Here is a 14797-nt window from a genome sequence, read left to right as displayed (position 1 = left end):
GGCTTTTGCCGAGGCCGCAAGCACGGCCTCCTGCCTTGACCCATGTCGGTGCGACTGCCATCTACAGGGGATGTGTGGACGTTTTGCCCTGACAGCCAGCCCGGAAGAAGTGCGCGAGATCCTCGGACTGATGGAGCTCGAAGGCTTTCCGCCGCGTTACAACATAGCGCCGACGCAGCCCATCCTCGTGGCAGTCGCTGCGCCGCCGCTTGATCCGGGTTCAAATCGTCCGGACCGCATGGCGGTTCTGGTCCGCTGGGGGCTGATCCCGTCCTGGGTCAAGGACCCCAGGGAATTCACCCTGCTGATCAATGCCCGTTCTGAAACGGCCATCGACAAGGCCTCCTTCCGGGCCGCGATGCGGCACCGGCGTGTGCTGGTTCCCGCGTCCGGCTTCTACGAGTGGCACAGGCCGCCGAAGGAGAGCGGCGAGAAGCTGCAGGCCTATTGGATCCGCCCGAAGAGGGGCGGCATCGTCTGCTTCGGCGGCTTGATGGAAACGTATATGTCGAAGGACGGATCGGAACTCGACACAGGTTGTATTCTGACCGTGGGTGCCAATCGCACGATCTCGGAAATCCATGACCGCATGCCTGTGGTGATCGAACCGCAGGATTTCGCCCGCTGGCTCGACTGCCGCCATGGCGAGCCGCGCGATATCGTCGATCTCATGCGCCCGGCAGATGAGGATTACTTCGAAGCGATCCCCGTCTCGGACCTCGTCAACAAGGTCGCCAATGTCGGTGCCGAGCTCCAGACACCTGTGATTCCGCCACCCAAAAAGCAAAAGCCCGCCACGGACAGGTCCGACGACGGGCAGATGAACTTGTTCTAGAGCGAGACCTCGCTCAGGCGACCTTTGGTGCCGGCTTGCGCTTCAGCATCAGGGCAGCGGCAAGCACAGCCTTCAGGCCGAGCGGACGGTAGTTCAAGGCTAGATTCTCGTTTGCCGGCTTCTGCTGCTCGGCGTCGTTCTGCGTCGTCATCGTCATGTTCCTCGGGAGTGTTTCCTGACCGGTATTTTTTGTTCGCGGCTCTCTCTGTGGAGAACATGACAAAAGCGTGGCCGAGGCTGTGACACAAATCAAATTTGAAGAAAAAGAGTAGATAAGGAGAGCCCCGCACAAGTTTTCAGGCTTGGCGGGGCTCAATTTGTACATTTTTGAACAAAAAAACGGTCAAACGCCCCGGTCTATCTCCGAAAGTCCCTTTTCCGCTGATTCTTCGCCAATCGTCAGCGTGCCATAGCGGCGATGCCAGTTTCGGGCACCGAAGGGTAGCGAGCAGAGATAGAGAAGCACGGTCACCACAAGCACTTCCCAGGTAAAGCTCATCAGCAGCGCGACATAAAGCACGACGCCGAGAATCATCGGGAGTACCAGGTCCCGGCGGATATGGCTCGTCTCCGACTTGCCCGACCAGACCGGCAGACGGCTGACCAGCAGATAGGCGATGATGATGGTGTAGGCGGTGCTCGCATAGGCGAAGACGCCAACCGGAGCCACGCCGAGGAACCCGAGATAAACCGGTAGCAGCACGAGAGCAGCACCCGCAGGCGCCGGCACGCCGACAAAGAACTCCGACTGCCAGGGCGCCTTGGTCTCGCGCTCGTCCATCACGTTGAAGCGCGCAAGTCGAAGCCCGGCGGCAATCGCGTAGATCAGCGCCGCGATCCAGCCCAGCGACCTGGCCTGGTCGAGCACGAAGACATAAAGGACGAGGGCAGGGGCGACGCCGAAATTGATGATGTCGGCAAGCGAGTCCATCTGCGCGCCGAATTTCGACGTGGCCTTCATCATCCGGGCAACCCGCCCGTCTATGCCATCAAGGAAGGCGGCGGCCAGCACCATCGCGACCGCCAGTTCATAGCGGTTCTCGAAGGCAAGCCGGATGCCGGTGAGGCCGGCGCAGATCGCCAGCACCGTGATCAGGTTGGGGATGATCAGCCTGAGAGGGATTTCCCGGAGCCGGGGACCACGCGCCCCTGCGTCACCCTGAGCCGCCTTGCGGCTGTCGATCGACGCGTTCTGATCTTCCATCGATGGTTTCCTCAGCTGCGGCGGCTGATGACCGGCCCCTTGGCCGAGCCGAATTCGGCGATCACGGTCTCACCCGCAATCGCGGTCTGTCCGAGCGAGACCCGCGGTTCGGCACCGGCCGGCAGGAACACGTCGAGCCGCGAGCCGAAACGGATCAGTCCGAAGCGTTCGCCTGTTTCGAGCGGTTCATTGGGATTGGTCCAGCAGATGATGCGGCGCGCCACAAGGCCGGCAATCTGAACGACACCAATCGCACCGTGCTTGCTCTCGATGACGAGGCCGTTGCGCTCGTTGTCGGTGCTGGCCTTATCGAGCTCAGCATTGAGGAACTGGCCTTCCTTGTAGGCGATCGTCGTCACCCGGCCACGCACCGGCGCGCGGTTCACATGGCAGTTGAAGACGTTCATGAAGACGGTAATGCGCAGCATCGGTTCGTTGCCGAGATTGAGCTCTTCTGGCGGCACGACCATCTGCACGGAGGACACCCGGCCATCGGCCGGGCTGATGACGAGATCGTCGTCCTGCGGCGTCACCCGTTCGGGGTCACGGAAGAAATAGGCGCACCAGAGGGTGAGCACCAAGCCGACCCAGAAGAGCGGGTCCCAGATCCAGCCCAGCACCAGCGAGGCGACAAAGAATGCCGCGACGAAGGGATAGCCTTCCTTGTGCACCGGCACGATCGTCTTGCGGATGGTTTCCAACAGGTCCATGGGGTCCTCAGTCTCTTTATTGTCTCGCCCGTGACTACTCTGAAAGCCGCAGATGGGCAATGCCGACCGTCAAATCAAGCCGGCTTAAAGCACTTGTGACAATCCACAGGTGGCCCAAAAAAAGATCAACTTGTCCTGAAGTCGGCGAGATTTTGTAAATGAATGCACCCTAGAAATGGGGTGTCAATCAAAGGGGGATCCGGGCCAGGTACCGCAATGGACCGTTCCGGACGAGGACTGATTTTGCAGCTCGCCAGAAAAACTGAATCGGCCACGGATACGGCGCCGTTGATTGCGATCGCCTGGTATTCCTCCGGCGGAATGTCTCCGCCGCCAATCATCGGTTCACTTGCGCCGGTCATGGTTCGCGATCCCGGCGAACTTCAGAGTGTTTCAGTCTGCTTTCTCGATGCAAGCCAGAGGTCGGCTGTCAACGGCGTCCTTCGGCTGCGTGCCGCCTGCGGGGATGCGCTCTACCTCGTCGCCGTGACCGGACAAGCTGGGCCAGAGTTGCAGGCCGAACTTTTCGACGCCGGCGCCGACGATTTGTTGCTGGAGGCGGGCGGGCATCAGGTGCTGCACTGCCTGCTGCGCGCCAGGCGGCACCTCACGCGGGTTCAGGCGCATGAGCAATGCCGGGAGGTTCTGCAGGACAAGCTTGATGGCTGGCAGGACGGTCTCGACCACCTGCCGACCCCCATCTATCTCAAGGACGTCGACGGACGCTACCTGGGCTGCAATACAGCCTTCAGCAATTTCGTCGGAAGCCACAGGGATGAGTTGATCGGCCGGACACTCGCCGACTTCCTCGCAAAGGATGCTGCGGATGCTCATCGTGAATCAGACATGGCGGTGATGCGCGACGGTGGTGTCCTGCGGCTCGAGACGGATGTCTGCATTCCGGACACGGGAATGCGCCACATCATGCTCCACAAGGCGCGCGTTGATTCCCGAAATGGCGGGCTTCGCGGGATCGCCGGTGTGCTCATCGACATCACCGAACGCAAGGAGCTCGAGGCGCGGCTGACCGCCGCCGCCGAGCGTGATCCGCTCACCAATGCCTATAACCGGCGCAAGTTCTTTCAGGTCGCAACGTCGGCCATCCAAGACGCCGATAGGGACCGGAGCCGCTTCGCGGTGGCGGTGATCGACATCGACAATTTCAAGTCGATCAACGACGAACTCGGCCATGGCGAGGGTGACCTTACACTCTGCTCGATCGTGGATACGCTGCGCACGCACGAGGATGAGGGTGTTCTCATTGCGCGCGCCGGAGGCGAGGAGTTCTTTGCGTTCTTCGAGGGAGAGCACGTCTCCATGGCCGGCGAAATCCTCGAGCGGATGCGCAGCGATATCGCCCGCTATTGCCGGGTCGTCACGGCTGTTGGCGCTGCCGGCACGGTCAGCATCGGCCTTGCCGATTTCAGCCCTGCGGACGAGACCATTGACCATGCGCTCCGGCGTGCAGACCTTGCGCTCTATCGGGCAAAGCGCGACGGGCGCAACCGGCTCTGCAAGGCCGATTGATCGGAACCGGCAAGGCCCCTTGCTTCAGCTTGCCGGAGGACGCCGAACCACGACACCAAGTTCGTCGCTCTCGCGCACCTGCCGCAGCTTCTCTTCCGCCTGGGTGGCTTCCCGCTGGCGGTTCCACATCGAGGCATAGAGGCCATTTTGTTCGAGAAGCGCCGAATGGCTGCCGCGTTCCGCGATCTCGCCGCCCTTCAGCACGATGATCTCGTCGGCATTGACCACGGTCGAAAGCCTGTGGGCAATAACCAATGTCGTACGGTTCTTCGACACGATGTCGAGCGCCGACTGGATTTCGTGTTCGGTCGTGGTGTCGAGTGCCGAAGTCGCCTCGTCGAGGATGAGGATCGGCGGGGCCTTGAGCACGGTGCGTGCGATCGCGACGCGCTGCTTCTCGCCCCCAGAGAGCTTAAGCCCCCGCTCGCCGACCTTGGTCCCATAGCCCTCCGGCAGCTCCTTGATGAAACGCGAGATCTGGGCGACCTCCGCCGCCTGCTCGATCTCGGCCTCGGAAGCGCCCGGGCGGCCGTAGCGGATGTTGTAGGCGATGGTGTCGTTGAACAGCACCGTGTCCTGAGGGACCATCCCGATCACCGCGCGGAGAGACTTCTGCGTCACGTCGCGCACATCCTGGCCGTCGATGGTGATCGAGCCCTGCTGCACGTCGTAGAACCGGTAGAGCAGGCGCGAGATGGTCGACTTGCCGGCGCCGGACGGCCCAACCACCGCGACGGTCTTGCCGGCGGGCACCTCGAAGGAAACGCCTTTCAGGATCGGCCGGTCGGGGTCGTAGTGGAAATGCACGTCCTTGAAGGCGATGGCACCCTTGTCGATCGAAAGCGCCGTCGCATCCGGCTTGTCGACCACTTCTGCCTGGACTTCCAGCAGGTCGAACATCTGTTCGATATCGGTGAGGCCCTGACGGATTTCGCGATAGACGAAGCCGATGAAGTTGAGCGGCACGGAAAGCTGCATCAGGAGGGCATTGACGAAGACAAAGTCGCCGATCGTCTGCTCGCCGCGCTGCACGGCAAGCGCCGACATGACCATGATAATCGCCGTGCCGATGCCGAAGATCAGGCCCTGACCGAAATTGAGCCAGCCGAGAGAGGTCCAGACCTGGGTGGCCGATTTCTCGTAGCTCGCCATCGAGACATCGAAACGTTTCGCTTCCATCTCCTCGTTGCCGAAATACTTGACCGTCTCGAAGTTCAGGAGCGAGTCTATGGCCTTGGTATTGGCGTCGGTGTCGCTCTCGTTCATTGCCCGGCGGATGCCGATGCGCCAGTCGGACGCCCGGATGGTGAACCAGATATAGGCCCAGACCGTGAATGCCGTGACGCCGAGATAGGAGAAGCCGTAGGTCCACCAGAAGATCGCGGCCGTCAGGATGAATTCGATCAGTGTCGGAACGGAATTGAGGATCGTGAAACGCACGATCGTCTCGATCCCCTTCGTGCCGCGCTCGATGATGCGCGAAAGCCCTCCGGTTTTGCGCTCAAGGTGGAAGCGCAGCGATAGCTGGTGCATGTGCACGAAGGTTCGGTAGGCGAGCTGGCGCACGGCATGCTGGCCGACGCTGGCGAAAAGCGCGTCGCGCAGCTGGTTGAGGCCGACCTGGGCAATGCGGGTGATGTTGTAGAAGATGACGAGCGCCACGGCGCCGAGCAGGAAGGTCGGCAGAATGCCCGCCATGTCGAGACGACCGTTCAGCGCGTCGGTCGCCCATTTGAAGAAGTAGGGGACGAGGATCAGCACGAACTTCGAAATGATCAGGAACACTGTGGCCCACACCACACGCATCTTGAGATCGAAGCGGTCCGCGGGCCACATATAGGGCCACAGATTGACCAGGGTCTGCATCGGGTTGCCGTCGTCGGCTGATACTGTCTTTTTCTTCGCCTCTGCCATCCCCGACCCTCTCGATTGCCTGCAGATCAAAAAGCGGCGATCCCATGGGGACCGCCGCCGTCATTCAATTAGGATTCCGCTGGCGCGAATACAACAACGGATCTGTGAAAGCTTAGTTCACCGGCTCGCCACGCAGGCGTTTGCGGTGGATTTCCTCGGCATTCGGGAGCGCTTCCCTCGGCACCGTGAAGATCTGACCCGGCTCGATCCGGTCCGGATTGTTGATCTGGTTTTCGTTGGCCAGATAGATCGTGGTGTAGCGCACGCCCTGGCCATAGACGCGGCGAGAGATCTGCCAGAGCGTGTCGCCCCGGCGGATGATCACGCTGCTGTCGCTCTGTGCGAGCGGAGCCTGCTGGATTGTCTTCGGTTCCGCTGTCGTGCCCGCAGGCGCAGAAGCCGGTGCCGCAGCATCTGCACCTGATGCGGTCGTAGATGCCTGAGCGGCCAGCGACGGCGTTGGCTCTTCCAGCAGCGCGCGGATCAGCGCGAGTATCTTCGGCAGGGTCGCGCCCAGTGCCTCCACATCGCCCTTTGGCACGGACTGCAGCAGAGACAGGGCTTCCTTGGCCTTGGCGGAATGGGCGCTGACGGCGCCAGCAAAATCCGCACTGGCATTCGGTCCCGGACGGAATTCGGCGATCGACTGCAGTCCGATCTCGGTTGCCGAGCGGGCGGCCGCAGCCTGTTCCAGTGCCGGCTTCTGACCATTGGCAAACAAGCCCTCAAGGATGGTCATCGCCTTGGTCAGCGCGATGCGCAACCGTTCGAACTCCACCTGTTCCGGGCTGGCCGTATCGGCCGTTGCCGGCAGTGTCGACTGCGCGACCACGGAGACCTGTTCGCCCGCAGGACGCTCGAACGGCACAGAGGCACGCACGACGATCTTGCCGGTCGAATCGAGCAGTTCCACCTCGATGATGTGGTTACCGATCTCGAGCTTCATTTCGCCTTCGATGACGAAGTTGCCGCTGCTGTCGCTGACGGTCTCGCCAATCGCAGCCTTGTTGGCGAAGCCGCGTACGGTGGCACCCGCCGGGGCCTTGCCGGCGACGAAGATCCGGTCCCCTTCGATCTCGACGGCCGTGACCTGGACTTCGGTGGCGCCGGGGAGGGCGGCCGGGGTGTCTGCGGACGGCGGGTTGGCGGGAACGGCAGCCGTGTCGGTGCTTCCCGGGATGGTCGGTGCTGAGCTCGTGAGTTCGCTCGCGGCCGCTGGGAGTTCTGGCAGTGCGCCTGGGGTCGGCGGAGTGTCGCCGGCAGAGGCTGCTGTGGCAGCCGGGGTCGCCGCGACTTGGGTTGTGCCTGCAGTGTCAGATCCCGGCAGCGTGATCATGCGGCTCGCTTCGCCGGGTTTTGACACCATGGCGAGCAACTCGCCCTTGCCACCATCCGGCACGGAAATCGTTGCGACCTCTTCCGACGTCACGACATTACCGTCCGGACCCGTGGCGCGGATTTGCAGGGAGTGGTCTCCCGGTGCGAGTGGCTGGTCGAGCACGGCGGCGAAGTCGCCGGTCTGGTCCACGGTCTGTGAAGAGATGACCACCGGTCCGTTCAGGATTTCGACCTTGGCGCCGGGAACGGCATTGCCGGCAATGACGGTGGATCCATCCGGCTCGACACGCAGGACATCGAACCGCGGTACAGTCGGGGTGGTAATGTCGGCAACCGGGGCAGCCGCGACGGGCTGTCCGAGCAGGGCATCCTTGATCGCCGCAACCATGGTTGCCGCCTTGGCCGGATCGGCCGGCAGCTGCTGGATCAATGCCAGTGCGCGTGCGGCATCGGCCTGCACGGCCTTGATGCCGTCTGCAAGCGTCGTGTCCAGTCCTTCAGGCAGCTCAATGGCGGCGAGCGCCTGGATGGCGCCCTGGGCCAGCGTCCTGGCGGCGGTATAGGCCTCGATGCCGGGCGTCCTGCCGTCGGCAAACAGCGCTGAAATGCCGTCGACCGCCTTGACGGCTTCGCTCTTGAGGCGATCCATCTTCTGGCTCGCGGTGGCCGCGATGTCGGCTGCCGCCGTTTCGGCGGCGGACGTCACCGCATCCGCGGCAGCGTTGACGGTCGGCGCATCGCTGGTCGGTGCGTTGAGGCGCGGCATGATGACGAACACCATCAGCAGGCTGACGATGGCAAGTACGAGCAGGACCACCCAGAGGGCACGGTTCTTCATGTCTCAAGTCTCCCGGCGGAACAGCCGCCAATATCCCTTGGAATTGCTAGCCTTAACCGTTTGTTTCGACAAGCGCAGTGACGCCATTACGCCTTGCTCGGCAGAGGTTTTCAGCCAATTTTGTTGACCTTCGTAGGCGCAGCCTGTTTTTTGCCCAGTATGAGCGAAGAAAAATCCCCGATTCGATCCGTCTGCGTCTATTGCGGCTCCCAGCCAGGACGCGATCCCGCCTTCATGGAAGCTGGCCGAAATTTCGGTCGCGCCCTGGCAGAAAACAACCTGCGCCTCGTGTATGGCGGCGGCACCAAGGGTGTCATGGGGGCGGTGGCCGCGGGCGTGCTTTCCGCCGGCGGACATGTCACCGGCATCATACCCGAATTCCTCGTCGACATGGAAGCGACGCGCCATTCGCTCGGCCAGTTGAACGAGCTGATGATCACCAAGGACATGCACGAGCGCAAACACGCGATGTTCGAGCGCTCGGACGCCTTCGTGACCTTGCCCGGCGGTATCGGGACCCTGGAAGAGATCGTCGAGATCATGACCTGGGGCCAACTTGGTCGTCATGCCAAGCCGATGGTCTTTGCCAATGTGAATGACTTCTGGAAGCCGATGCTGGAGCTGATCGACCACATGTCGGCCTCCGGCTTCATCCACACGGCCCACCTCGTACGCCCGCTGGTCATCGATCGGATCGAGGATATCGTGCCGGCCATCAAAAGCCGCTGGGCCGAGACCGGAGCGCCCGAAGGCGACCCGGCAACCATTTCAAAGCTTTGAGACGAAGAGATCAGCGCTGCCGAAGCATCGGCAGCGTATAGATCACCAGCGCCGCCCAGATCAGCGGAAAGGCGACGGCCTTGGCTGTGCTGAAGGGCTCGTGGAAGACGAAGACGGCGGTGATGAAGATCATCGACGGCGCGATGTATTGCATGATCCCGATCGTAGACAACCGGAGCAGCTTGGCGCCGTTGGCATAGAGGATCAGCGGGATGGCCGTGACGAGGCCTGCCGAGGCGAGCATCAACGTATCGGTTGCATTGCCCATCATGAAGTGGCCGCCACCCTGCAGATTCAGATAGACGAGATAGGCGAGTGCAATCGGCGAGAGCAGAAGAACTTCCAGCAGAAAACCCTGGTTCGGCCCGATCGGCAGCGTCTTGCGAAAAAAGGCGTAAAAACCCCAGGAGAAGGTGAGTGCCAGCGCGACGATCGGCAGGCGGCCCGCTTCGACGGTCAGGATGACGACGGCGAGAACGACCAACGACAGCGCCGCAATTTGCGTCTTCTTCAGCTTTTCCTTGAGGATCACGGCGCCGAGCAGGATCGAAAACAGCGGATTGATGAAATAGCCAAGCGCCGTGTCGAGCGCATGGCCGGCACCGATCGCCCAGACATAGATGCCCCAGTTGACGCTGATCAGCGTCGCCGTCACCGCCGCCATGCCGAGCATCTTCGGGTTTCGGATTGCTTTCTTCAGGTCATCGGTGCGCTTCAGGATGATCAGCAGCAATCCCGCGACCGGGATCGACCAGAGGATGCGATGTGCGATCACTTCCGCCGGCGAGATATGCGCGAGCGCCTTCATGTAGAGCGGCAGGAAGCCCCACAAGAGATAGGCGGAGAGCGCAAAGAGAAAGCCGTTCAGGCTGTCCCTGTTCTCGGCGGGTGCGGAGACGTCGGCCATGGTGTTTCCTGACTTTTGTTATGCTTGGAAACGGAAGTACGCCTGCAGGGTTGCCGGCGCCAATTCATTTGCGTGAAGGATCGTTCACGCCGGCCGATCAATGGTGTGCGATCGATCTACTCCGCGGCGATCTGCCCCGCCAGTTCCCGGTTTTTCATCAGCTTGTAGACGATACTGTCCATCAGGGCCTGGAAGGAGGCGTCGATGATGTTTTCCGAAACGCCGACCGTCCACCAGCGGGCACCGGTCGCATCGGTGGATTCGATCAAGACGCGGGTCACGGCTTCTGTGCCGCCGTTGAGGATACGCACCTTGTAGTCTGCCAGTTCCAGGTCGAGGATTTCGGACTGATACTTGCCGAGATCCTTGCGCAGCGCGATGTCGAGCGCATTGACGGGACCATCGCCTTCCGCAACCGACATGACCGTCTCGCCATCGACGATGACCCGGACCACGGCCTCCGACACGGTCTTCAGCCGGCCATGGCTGTCGAAGCGGCGCTCGACCATCACGCGGAAACTCTCGACGGCGAAGAAATCCGGCACTGTGCCGAGCGTCTTCAGCGCCAGAAGCTCGAAGCTGGCATCCGCGCCCTCATAGGCATAACCCGAGGCCTCGCGCTCCTTGACGACCGAGATCAGCGTGTCGAGCTTCGGATCGTCCTTGGCAACCGTGATGCCGCGACGCTTCAACTCGTTGAGGAAGTTTGCCTTGCCGCCCTGGTCCGACACCATGACCTTGCGGAAATTGCCAACGCTTTCCGGCTCGACATGCTCGTAGGTCTTCGGGTCCTTGAGCAGCGCCGAGGCATGGATGCCGGCCTTGGTGGCAAAGGCCGAGCCGCCAACATAAGGGCTCTGGTGATTGGGTGAGCGGTTGAGCAGCTCGTCGAAGGCGCGCGACAGGCGGGTAAGGCCAACCAGCTTCTCCCGGTCGATCGCGGTCTCGAAGCGCGAGGAATACGTCTCCTTCAGACAGAGCGTCGGGATGATGGTGACGAGATCGGCATTGCCGCAGCGTTCGCCGATGCCGTTCAGCGTGCCCTGGATCTGCCGCACGCCGGCTTCGACCGCAGCCAGCGAATTGGCGACCGCCTGGCCGGTGTCGTTATGCGCGTGGATGCCGAGCGAGGCACCGGGGATGCCGGAGGCAATCACGGCTGAGACGATGTCGCGGATTTCCGGCGGCTGCGTGCCGCCATTGGTGTCGCAAAGCACCACCCAGCGGGCGCCAGCCTGATAGGCCTCTTTGGCGCAGGCGATGGCATAGTCCGGATTGGCCTTGTAGCCATCGAAGAAGTGTTCACAGTCGACCATGGAAAGCTTGCCCGCTTCGACCACGGCCTTGACGCTGTCGCGGATGCTCTCGAGGTTTTCCTCGTTGGTGCAGCCGAGCGCAACCTTCACATGATAGTCCCAGCTCTTCGCCACCAGACAGACGGCATCCGCCTTCGACTGGATGAGCTGGCTGAGACCCGGATCATTGGAGGCGGAGATGCCGGCACGCTTGGTCATGCCGAATGCGACGAAGCCGGCCTTTTGCGTGCGCTTCCTGGAAAAGAACGTCGTGTCCGTCGGGTTTGCACCCGGATAGCCGCCCTCGATGAAGTCCAAGCCGAACTCGTCCAGCATGGTCGCGATCGCGATCTTGTCCTCGACGGAAAAATCAATCCCCGGCGTCTGCTGGCCATCGCGGAGCGTCGTATCGAACAGGGTGATCTTTTCGCGTGTCATGCTGCAATCCTTACGAAAACTTTCGCTGCTGGGGAATTACCCCCCTCTGTCACTGCGTGACATCTCCCCCACAAGGGGGGAGAGTGGTGGCCGTCTCCACCTCCCCCTTGAGGGGGGAGGTCGCCGCGGAGCGGCGGGTGGGGGTGACCCGCCCCGCGAGTTCGACGCGTCAGACCAGGAATGAGCTCCCCACGGTCACCCCACCCCGGAGCTTCGCTCCGACCCTCCCCCTCAAGGGGAGGGTGAAGCCGCGCCGCTTCCACAATCCGATCTCCCCCCTTGAGGGGGAGATGGCCGCCCTTCGACAGGCTCAGGATCCAGAGGGGGGAAACTGCGAGCGCGACCATGATCTAGTTCTTCCCCGCAAACCGATCCGTCGCCCGGATCAGCTGGTCGAGAATGCCAGGCTCAAGATAGGCGTGGCCCGCCCCCTCGATCAGGTGGAAATCCGCCTTCGGCCACGCCTTGTGCAGTGCCCACGCATATTTCGCCGGGCAGGGCATGTCGTAGCGGCCGTGGATGATCACGCCCGGGATATCCTTCAGTTTGTATGCATCGCGCAAGAGCTGACCTTCTTCCAGCCAGCCGGCATGGACGAAGAAATGGTTTTCGATGCGGGCGAAGGCGAGCGCGAAATCCGCGTCGTAGAAATGGCCGGAATAGTCGGGGTTCGGCAGAAGCGTGATCGTCTCGCCTTCCCAGGAGCTCCAGGCCACTGCACAGCGCAGCTGTTCCTCGCGATCGGTGCCGGTCAGCCGCCGACGATAGGCGGCCATCATCTCGTGGCGCTCGTCTTCCGGGATGGGCGCAATGAAGCGCTCCCATTTGTCCGGGAACATTTCGGAGACGCCGAACTGGTAGTACCAGTCGAGCTCGGCCCTGGTCAGCGTGTAGATGCCGCGCAGGACCAGTTCGGAGACGCGCTCCGGATGGGTTTCGGCATAGGCAAGCGCCAGCGTCGAGCCCCAGGAGCCGCCGAAGACGAGCCACTGTTCGGCGCCGATCATATCACGCAGCCGCTCGATGTCGGCCACCAGATGCCAGGTGGTGTTGGCCTCGATCGAGGCATGCGGCGTGGACTTGCCGCAGCCGCGCTGGTCGAACAGGATCACGTCGTAGAGCGAGGGATCGAAGAGACGGCGATGCGCCGGGCTGGTCGCACCGCCCGGGCCGCCATGCAGGAAGACGGCGGGTTTCGCGCCCTTGGTACCGAAACGCTCCCAATAGATCTGGTGCCCGTCGCCGACATCGAGCATGCCGGTCTCGAAGGGTTCGATTTCGGGATAGAAGCCGCGCAATTCCGTCGTCATGTCATGTCCTCTTCGGTGGCCAGGCCACCGTATCGTGATCGGGATGCTGCCGCGAGGTGGCGGCGATCCCGGCATTGCCCGCCGGCAGGTCCGAACGGTCGGTCGCCTTTTCCGGCAGGCCGAAGAGTTTGTCGAAATATGAGACGCGACTTTCGACGCCATCCTGCGAAATGGGCTCAGCGAACTCCGGCTTGTCCAGGCTGCCGATCGTCACGCTGATATAGGGCGAGCCCTTGGTGCGGAAGAAGAGCGGCGTGCCGCAGTCTTTGCAGAAGCCGCGCCCGCAGGGGTCGGATGACTGGAACCAGCTCGGCTCGCCGCGCATCAGGAGAAAATCCTCCTGGCGGGACCCGGCCAGCGCCATGAAGAAATTGCCGCTCGCCTTCTGGCACATGCGGCAGTGGCAGATATGCGGATAGCCGAGTTCGCCCGCGATCTTGTAGCGGATCGCGCCGCACTGGCAGCCGCCGGAATGCACCTGACGGGTCATTGTTCATCCTCCGGCGGCCACTGGGCCGTGTCGTGGTCCGGGTGTTGGAAGCTCTCGACCGAGGCGAAGAACTCCTCCATCGCGGGGCTGGTAAAGGCGGGCTTCTCGAAGAGATGATCGATCCAGGGCAGCCGTTGGTGATGGTTCACCTGAACCTGCGGCTCGAAGCGTTCCGGATGGTCGAAGGCGCCGATGGCAAGTTCCACACCATCAGGATGGTGATAGGAGAGTGGCGTCCCGCATTTGGCGCAGAAGCCGCGCTTCACCTTGGCCGAGGAGCGATAGAGCATCGGCTGCCCGCGCGTCCAGGTCAGATGCGCCTGGTCTGCGGTGACGAAGGCGCCGAAGAAGGAGCCGAACTGCTTCTGGCACATGCGGCAATGGCAGATCGACGGCCGCCCCAGCTTCGACGCCTGGAACCTGACAGCACCGCACTGGCAGCCACCGCTTTCGATTTCACTCATCTCGACGTCCTCATTGCATCGTCATGTAGACCGTGACGCCGATGATCACTGCTGCGACCAGAACGCCCTTGGCGATCAGCCCGTAAAGCAGCCATTTCGGCATCTTCATATTCGGGTTCGGCTGCGTCACGACTTCGCCTCCGGCCATTGATCCGTGTCCCGGTCCGGATGCTGGTAGGACACGACGTCGGTGAGGAAGGGCGCATCCTCGAGATCATCCAGCGTCGCGCATTCCGGCAGGGCAGGGATGGCGTCGACGAAGGCGAGCTTGCACTCGACCCCGAACTGCACCGTCGGCGGCAGCTGCGACGGATCATCGAAGGCACCTGCCGCCAGCGATAGCCCGTCGGGTGCCTCATAGGTCAGCGGCGTGCCGCAATCGCCGCAAAAGCCGCGTTTCACGAAGTTCGACGAGGCGAAATGCTTTGGCTGCCCCCTGGTCCAGCTGACCTCAGCATCGCCGACGGCAACAAGCGGCGCATAATAGGCCCCGAAGGCCTTCTGGCACATGCGGCAATGACAGACGGAAACGTCTTTTGGTTGGCCGTGCATCCGAAAGCGTACTGCGCCACACTGGCAGCCGCCGGACAGGGTAAGGGCGGAGGTCATGGGGATGGCCTCCTCGGATGGTGGGTGCGGTTACCCCCCTCTGTCCTGCCGGACATCTCCCCCACTGGGGGGGAGAGCGGGACCCCGCCGACCTCGGAACCAGCGGTAAGCCGCAGGAGGATCGAGCAAGATCTGTGT

Annotated in this window: 14 protein-coding genes; 3 read left to right on the top strand and 11 right to left on the bottom strand. The window is 62.3% G+C overall.

The window, feature by feature from the left end; all coding sequences use genetic code 11:
* The first annotated feature begins 70 nt into the window (after nucleotides 1-70).
* Nucleotides 71-835, top strand: coding sequence for an SOS response-associated peptidase (locus J2045_RS14190; protein ID WP_307373819.1), 765 nt, complete (start codon nucleotides 71-73; stop codon nucleotides 833-835).
* 13 nt (nucleotides 836-848) lie between these two features.
* Here J2045_RS14190 and J2045_RS14185 read toward each other — a convergent pair whose 3' ends face one another.
* From J2045_RS14185 to J2045_RS14175, 3 genes are all read right to left on the bottom strand, one after another.
* A complete protein-coding gene (locus J2045_RS14185) occupies nucleotides 849-986 on the bottom strand; it encodes a hypothetical protein (RefSeq protein WP_166601271.1) in 138 nt (45 codons plus the stop codon).
* A gap of 192 nt (nucleotides 987-1178) precedes the next feature.
* On the bottom strand, nucleotides 1179-2039 hold the full coding sequence (locus tag J2045_RS14180; RefSeq protein WP_307373817.1) for a CDP-alcohol phosphatidyltransferase family protein: 861 nt from the start codon (nucleotides 2037-2039) through the stop codon (nucleotides 1179-1181).
* An 11-nt stretch (nucleotides 2040-2050) separates the two neighbouring features.
* Nucleotides 2051-2803: a phosphatidylserine decarboxylase gene (locus J2045_RS14175; RefSeq protein ID WP_307373912.1), complete on the bottom strand. Its 753-nt coding sequence runs from the start codon at nucleotides 2801-2803 to the stop codon at nucleotides 2051-2053.
* Between the two features lie 234 nt (nucleotides 2804-3037).
* Between J2045_RS14175 and J2045_RS14170 the strand changes: the two genes are divergently transcribed.
* Entirely contained in the window at nucleotides 3038-4276 is a 1239-nt protein-coding gene (locus J2045_RS14170) for a GGDEF domain-containing protein (protein ID WP_307373815.1), read from the top strand.
* Between the two features lie 24 nt (nucleotides 4277-4300).
* On the opposite strand, the gene J2045_RS14165 is transcribed toward J2045_RS14170, so the two are convergent.
* Both J2045_RS14165 and J2045_RS14160 read right to left on the bottom strand, forming a co-directional pair.
* Complete coding sequence (locus J2045_RS14165) at nucleotides 4301-6190, bottom strand: ABCB family ABC transporter ATP-binding protein/permease (protein ID WP_307373813.1); 1890 nt, start codon at nucleotides 6188-6190, stop codon at nucleotides 4301-4303.
* A 112-nt stretch (nucleotides 6191-6302) separates the two neighbouring features.
* Nucleotides 6303-8366 carry a LysM peptidoglycan-binding domain-containing protein gene (locus J2045_RS14160; RefSeq protein WP_307373811.1) on the bottom strand — a complete coding sequence of 688 codons (2064 nt, stop codon included), beginning with the start codon at nucleotides 8364-8366 and terminating at the stop codon, nucleotides 6303-6305.
* Between the two features lie 159 nt (nucleotides 8367-8525).
* Between J2045_RS14160 and J2045_RS14155 the strand changes: the two genes are divergently transcribed.
* Complete coding sequence (locus tag J2045_RS14155) at nucleotides 8526-9146, top strand: LOG family protein (protein WP_307373809.1); 621 nt, start codon at nucleotides 8526-8528, stop codon at nucleotides 9144-9146.
* 10 nt (nucleotides 9147-9156) lie between these two features.
* On the opposite strand, the gene rarD is transcribed toward J2045_RS14155, so the two are convergent.
* The 6 genes from rarD to J2045_RS14125 all read right to left on the bottom strand — a co-directional run bounded on the left by rarD (nucleotide 9157) and on the right by J2045_RS14125 (nucleotide 14659).
* Nucleotides 9157-10053, bottom strand: coding sequence for an EamA family transporter RarD (gene rarD, locus J2045_RS14150; protein ID WP_307373806.1), 897 nt, complete (start codon nucleotides 10051-10053; stop codon nucleotides 9157-9159).
* A 116-nt stretch (nucleotides 10054-10169) separates the two neighbouring features.
* Nucleotides 10170-11786 carry a citramalate synthase gene (gene cimA / locus J2045_RS14145; protein WP_307373804.1) on the bottom strand — a complete coding sequence of 539 codons (1617 nt, stop codon included), beginning with the start codon at nucleotides 11784-11786 and terminating at the stop codon, nucleotides 10170-10172.
* A 350-nt stretch (nucleotides 11787-12136) separates the two neighbouring features.
* The gene (pip, locus tag J2045_RS14140; protein WP_307373802.1) at nucleotides 12137-13096 is read right to left on the bottom strand and encodes a prolyl aminopeptidase; all 960 of its coding nucleotides are present in this window, start codon (nucleotides 13094-13096) and stop codon (nucleotides 12137-12139) included.
* A gap of 1 nt (nucleotide 13097) precedes the next feature.
* Complete coding sequence (locus tag J2045_RS14135; protein WP_307373800.1) at nucleotides 13098-13586, bottom strand: GFA family protein; 489 nt, start codon at nucleotides 13584-13586, stop codon at nucleotides 13098-13100.
* Nucleotides 13583-14050 (bottom strand): GFA family protein, encoded by a 468-nt coding sequence (locus J2045_RS14130; RefSeq protein WP_307373797.1) that lies wholly within the window; start codon nucleotides 14048-14050, stop codon nucleotides 13583-13585. The genes J2045_RS14135 and J2045_RS14130 overlap by 4 nt, the downstream gene beginning before the upstream one ends.
* A gap of 126 nt (nucleotides 14051-14176) precedes the next feature.
* A complete protein-coding gene (locus tag J2045_RS14125; RefSeq protein ID WP_307373795.1) occupies nucleotides 14177-14659 on the bottom strand; it encodes a GFA family protein in 483 nt (160 codons plus the stop codon).
* Between the last annotated feature and the right edge of the window lie 138 nt (nucleotides 14660-14797).

This window comes from Peteryoungia aggregata LMG 23059 (genome assembly GCF_030814435.1).
GTDB lineage: Bacteria > Pseudomonadota > Alphaproteobacteria > Rhizobiales > Rhizobiaceae > Allorhizobium > Allorhizobium aggregatum.
The sequence above is the reverse complement of the archived record's forward strand: the minus strand, read 5'-3'. Positions and strand labels throughout refer to the sequence as shown.